The following is a 5,951-nucleotide window of genomic DNA, read 5'->3' as shown; positions in this document are numbered from 1 at the left end:
CAGCCACTTTCACCGACGATGCCAAGCGTCATCCCGCGTTTGATTTGCAGATCAACACCGTCGACCGCTTTCAACACGCCTTCATCCAAATGGAAGTGAACTTTCACGTCCTTCATTTCCAATATGACGTTATCCTTATTTGACATTCACTCCACCTCCTATTTGTATGGATCTGCCGCATCACGCAGTCCGTCCCCAAGGAAATTAAACATTAAGACGGTCATGATAATGAATGCCGCCGGCCACAGCAGCCAGGGGTGATGGGCTAGTGTTTCCAGGTTTTGCGCATCCTGCAGCAGCACTCCCCAGCTTACAACTGGCGCCTGAAGTCCAATCCCCAGGAAACTTAAAGCGGTCTCTCCCAGAATCGTGCCGGGAATCGAAAGCGTCACGTTCACGATGATGTAACTGGCGAAGGACGGCAGCAAGTGCTTGCGAATGATGCGGAAATCGCTTGCTCCAGCAAGTCTGGCTGCCATGGTGAAATCCTCTTCACGAAGCGACAATATTTTCCCCCGCACAACGCGAGCAAGTCCTGTCCAGCCAATGATGGAGAAGATGAGAATCAGTCCGAAATAAGTTTGCAGCGCTGACCAATCTCTTGGTAAGGCAGCTGTAAGCGCCATCCAGAGCGGAATGGTTGGAATACAGATGAGCAAATCAATCGTTCGTTGAATAATAGTGTCCATCACACCGCCCAGATAACCGGATATTCCGCCAAGCACTAATCCCAAAATGAGGGTTACCACGATACCCAGCAGTCCAAAAGAGAGCGAAATTCTGGCTCCATAAATGATTCTGGACAACAGGTCATGTCCGAGCTTATCCGTACCCATCAAAATGAGCGCATCCTTCGGATTTTTCAACCCAAACAAATGGCGTTCCATTGGAATTAGTCCCCAAAGCTTATACGGCTCGCCTTTCGTGAAAAAATAAATCTCAAACTTCTTCGCCGGATCTTCGGAGAACGTGCGTTTAAACGTATTTGGATCGACCTTTTCGCTCATCCCATAGACAAACGGCCTAAGCTGGAATCCGTTATTCGGATCGACAAAATGAATTTTCTGCGGTGCAGCGTTCTTGTAATCGGAGTACCTCGCCTCCTGCAGCGTTGGCGCCAGAAATTCACAGAAAACCGCCACCAAATAAAATAAAATCAGCACAACCGCAGAGAAAACGGCCATTTTGTGCTTAATGAATTTCCACCACATCAGCTGCCACTGGGAAGCGACCTCGTACTGATTATCGGCTCCGACTTGGTTTCGATTGTTTACCTTGGTCCTCCGAAACCGATTCGCAATCGTCGTTATCGCACTCATTCTGCAACACCCCCGAAGCGTATTCTCGGGTCAACGAACGCTAGCAAAATATCGGATAGCAACGTCCCGATAACCGTCATCACGCTTAGAATCAACAGGAAGCTTCCCGTTAAGTACACGTCCTGGAACATCAAAGCCTTGAGCAGCATCGGCCCTGTTGTTTGCAAGTTCAGCACGATCGAGACGATGGCCTCCCCTGAAATGAGCGCTGGTAGTGTCCAGCCAATCGTCGAAATCAGCGGATTGATCGCTAATCGAACTGGATATTTGAACAGCAGCTTGCCCTCAGGAACACCTTTGGCTCTAGCCGTGATGACATACTGCTTCGACAACTCATCCAGCAGCATCCCACGTGTGATGCGGATCAGCGATGCTGTTCCCGACATTCCGATAACCACGACAGGAATAATGAGCCTTGGCAGCATATTCAAGATTTTGTCCATCGTCCAGGGGGCATCCAAATATTGGGCTGAGAATAAACCTGTGATCGAAACCCCAGTTTGCGCGAAAATGACATACACAATAATCAAGGCAATGAGAAATCCTGGCATTGCCAGACCAATAAAACCTATAAACGTAAACACATAGTCAAGTGCCGAATATTGATGGGTCGCTGAGTAAATTCCAATTGGAATCGCGATCAGCCACACGAAAACCAGGCAAATGAGCGATATGATAACTGTCAACGCCAGTCTTGGACCAATGACTTCTGTCACAGGCTGATTCCATTGAAAGGAACGACCTAAGTCACCGTGCAGCACAATATTTTTGATCCAAATGATGTATTGAACGATTAATGATTTATCTAACCCATAAAGCTGTTGGAGGTTAATAACCGTACTTTCTGAAACCGCTGATCCGGACTGCTTTAACGTGGCAATATATTGTGTCAAGAAATCCCCAGGTGGAAGCTGAATGATCACAAAAACAATAATACTGATGGCAACAAGCAGCGGGATAAGCTGCAAAAGCCGATAGGAGATATAATTCAGCATGTGATTCCTCCTTCCAAAAATGTACCCTGTCTCTGAACAAACCATGGAGCCCGGATCAAACGAATTGCCGCCTTCCGGGCTCGCATTGGTTTTCTGTTCAGTTATTTACTATAAAAAAACTGCTMGCCACTGAAGTTCGCGCCGATTGCAAAGCTGGTGTCATTCGGGATGTTATGCAGCTTCGCATTGACGATTAGAGGCTGCTTCACTTCCGAAATCGGAATGAAATAGTACACTTTGTCTTTCATCACTTGTTTGATTTCATCTACTTTTTTCTTCGCATCTTCTGGTTTCGCAGCTGCAGCGTCATTGATCATTTTGTATAGGTTCTTGATGTCTGCAGGCGGCTCTTGACCGCTTTTACCACCTGAAGTACGCCAGAGATCCCACTGAGCTCCCCATAGCTGCGTACCCCAATCACCCATGTACCAGAGTGGTGTATGCGTCCAAATCATGGTTGCTTGCAGTTCATTATTCGTATTCCGCGTTGTCCAGAGCGTCTGGTCGATCGTTTTCATAGTGACGTTCAGACCAAGCTGCTTCCACATCTCCACGATCAATTGCGTCAACGGCACGATATCAGGCGCTTGTGCACCGACTTCGAACGGAATCGTGAACACTTTGCCATCCGGTCCAAGGCGTTTGCCGTCTGCCCCTTTGGTGAGGCCCATCTCATCAAGCAATTTGTTCGCAGCAGCCAGATCAAACGTCGGATCTTCGATGCTGCCCGGCTTCGCAAAGCCATAGTAGATCGTGTCGATGATCTCTTTGCGGTTCAGCGCCAGACTGAGCGCCTTGCGGAAGCGAACATCCTGAACGACTTTTTGCCAGTTCGGATCGTTGAACGTTTCATTCAGGAAGATATCCGTTGGCGTAACGTGCATGTTGGCCAGCAATGCTTTGTAGCCGTTTTTCTCATTTTCACGATAAAGCGGCATTTTGATCAGAGCTGCTGACTCCCTGGAGAAGTCGACTTCACCAGCAATCGTTTTCAAACCAACCATCTCGATGTCCTGTACGAGCGTACTTTGGATGCTGTCGATATACGGCAACTGATTACCAGCAGAATCTACTTTGAAGTAATACGGGTTACGTTCATACGTTGTTAAAGATTCTGTCGATTTTGTCATCATCCATGGATACAGCACAGGGAAACCAACAGCTTTCTTATTTGCAAGTTCCCAGTTCGTAATATCTTTGTCGTTAAAAAGATTGAACCATTCGCCAGGTTGGAAGCCAGCTTGTTTAATCAGCGGTTCAAGTTTATCCAGTGGCGTGTACTTTTTGTGGAACTGTTTGAGGTAGTGTGCCGGACGAATGAGCTCTGTATATCCGCGCCAGCCTTGAATAGCGAAGCGGATCAGGATACCTCCGTACGGACGATCAAACGTCAGCTTGAAGTTCAAATCGTCGATAACTTCCAGTTTCATTGGAGCCGCATCGGCTTCACCGCCGCCACGCAGCCATACAGGGAAGATCGGCGTCAGTTCAGGATCGTTCAAAATATCCTCAACCGTAAATCTGACGTCTTCCGTTGTAACCGGCTGACCGTCGGACCATTTCATCCCTTTTCGCATGGAGAATGTGAACGTTTTTTGGTCATCGCTGACTTTGTAATCTTTGAGCACGTTACCTGTGATCGTGTCGCCCAGAATACCCGGTGTGTTGAGCAGTGGTTCATTGTTCATGACGAAAACGTCAGCATCCCAATCCGGAGCAGATGTAACCGTTCTCAAAACACCGCCATACGTACCGATTTCGTATTTCATTTGGCTCTCCGGTATTTCATTCGTGAATTTATAATCGCTTGGCAAGCGATCTTTCACGGGTGGCAGCCCTTTTGACGCCAAAACCGGCGAATCCTTAAAGTCTGTCAATTGCGCAGGCTGTCCGCCCCCACCGTCAGGTGCTTTTGTTGGATCCGGCGCTTTCGTCGCTTGTACCGCAGCAGTCGTTGGCGCTGGAGTTGTCGAAGCTGGACTGTCTTGACACCCCCCAAGTACAAGCGTCAACATGAGTGCAGAAACCAGGAGTAAAATAATCGACTTCCTCCTTGACTTCATTTGCAACCCTCCGATTTCCTAAAATGTTTTTGAGTTTGTGGACTCATCCTCATTGTTATGGAGATTGCCCCTAATAATCAACCTTATTTTCTGAAAATTCACTATCTTCACTAAACACACCACTCATCGTTAAGATTCGACAAGATTAGAGCGATTCGGCTCTATGCGCATAAAATGTAACCGCTAACATCGATTGCTCGACATCATTTGCGGCTAATAAAGTGAACAAATGCCGCCTTTACACGGAGGCGGCATAACGGTGATAGCTGATCTCTAGGGCTGAGTCGCGGATTTGCAAAGAAAGTCCCACAAAGTCAAATAAAGCGAAAAGTCAAATAAAACGGAAAGTCAAAATACCGCTTTGGGGTTGGGCTTTGTGGAATTGGTTCATTGGACGATTTCCAATGAACGTCGTGATTTGAAGGCTCGATTAACGATCCTATTGGATGAAATCCAATGAGATCGGTGAATCGAGCCGCTATAGCGCCGGATATTGCTCTTTCATTGGAATTCGTCCAATGAAATGAGCAATTTAGGTGCGCCGTTGGCGTTTTCATTGGATTTCGTCCAATGAGGCTGCGCTGCTCTATGCGCTTTAAACACGCTAACTCTCGCGGGGGTGCTCAGACCACGCGAGTCCCTCCGCTCTAACGTTGTTTTTCATCGCTAACGCGGGCTGAACGCTCCATTCGTGTGCTGTAACGCTGTAAAACACGCTTAACTATCGCATAAGTCCACCGACACCGCGTGTCCCTCCGCTGTAACGATGTTTTTCATCGCTAACGCTGGCTGAGCGCTCCATTTGCCCGCTGTAACGCTGTAAAACACGCTTAACTTCGTGGAAGTCCACAGAAACCGCGGATCCCTGCGCTGTAACGCTGTTTTTCATCGCTAACGCGGGCTGAACGCTCCATTTGCCTGCTGTAACGCTGTAAAACACGCTTAACTTCGTGGAAGTCCACCAACACCGCGGATCCCTCTGCTCTAACGTTGTTTTTCATCGCTAACGCTGGCTGAGCGCTCCATTTGCCCACTGTAACGCTGTAAAACACGCTTAACTATCGTAGAAGTCCACCGAAACCGCGAGTCCCTCCGCTGTTACGATGTTTTTCATCGCTAACGCGGGCTGAACGCTCCATTTGCCCGCTGTAACGCTGTAAAACACGCTTAACTTCGTGGAAGTCCACCGAAACCGCGGATCCCTCTGCTCTAACGTTGTTTTTCATCGCTAACGCAGGCTGGGTGCGCACATTGCCCGCTGTAACGATGTAAAACACGCTTAACTTCGTGGAAGTCCACCGAAACCACGGATCCCTGCGCTGTAACGATGTTTTTCATCGCTAACGCGGGCTRAACGCTCCATTTGCCCGCTGTAACGCTGTAAAACACGCTTAACTTCGCATAAGTCCACCGACACCGCGGGTCCCTCCGCTCTAACGTTGTTTTTCATCGCTAACGCGGGCTGGGTGCSCACATTGCCCGCTGTAACGATGTAAAACACGCTTAACTTCGTGGAAGTCCACCGAAACCACGGATCCCTGCGCTGTAACGATGTTTTTCATCGCTAACGCGGG

At 48.3% G+C, this 5,951-nt stretch carries 5 protein-coding genes; all 5 read right to left on the bottom strand.

The window, feature by feature from the left end; translation table 11 throughout:
* Window positions 1–158: 158 nt before the first annotated feature.
* Complete coding sequence (locus AC1DUA_RS19780) at window positions 159–1,319, bottom strand: ABC transporter permease (RefSeq protein ID WP_477501401.1); 1,161 nt, start codon at window positions 1,317–1,319, stop codon at window positions 159–161.
* Window positions 1,316–2,314, bottom strand: a complete 999-nt coding sequence (locus AC1DUA_RS19775) for an ABC transporter permease (protein ID WP_477501400.1) — start codon at window positions 2,312–2,314, stop codon at window positions 1,316–1,318. The genes AC1DUA_RS19780 and AC1DUA_RS19775 overlap by 4 nt, the downstream gene beginning before the upstream one ends.
* Before the next feature lie 101 nt (window positions 2,315–2,415).
* Complete coding sequence (locus AC1DUA_RS19770; RefSeq protein ID WP_477501399.1) at window positions 2,416–4,377, bottom strand: ABC transporter substrate-binding protein; 1,962 nt, start codon at window positions 4,375–4,377, stop codon at window positions 2,416–2,418.
* A gap of 721 nt (window positions 4,378–5,098) precedes the next feature.
* Window positions 5,099–5,317 carry a hypothetical protein gene (locus tag AC1DUA_RS19765; protein ID WP_477501398.1) on the bottom strand — a complete coding sequence of 73 codons (219 nt, stop codon included), beginning with the start codon at window positions 5,315–5,317 and terminating at the stop codon, window positions 5,099–5,101.
* Between the two features lie 118 nt (window positions 5,318–5,435).
* Entirely contained in the window at window positions 5,436–5,654 is a 219-nt protein-coding gene (locus AC1DUA_RS19760) for a hypothetical protein (RefSeq protein ID WP_477501397.1), read from the bottom strand.
* Window positions 5,655–5,951 lie beyond the last annotated feature (297 nt).

This window comes from Paenibacillus sp. 01T422 (assembly GCF_056398785.1).
The sequence above is the reverse complement of the archived record's forward strand: the minus strand, read 5'-3'. Positions and strand labels throughout refer to the sequence as shown.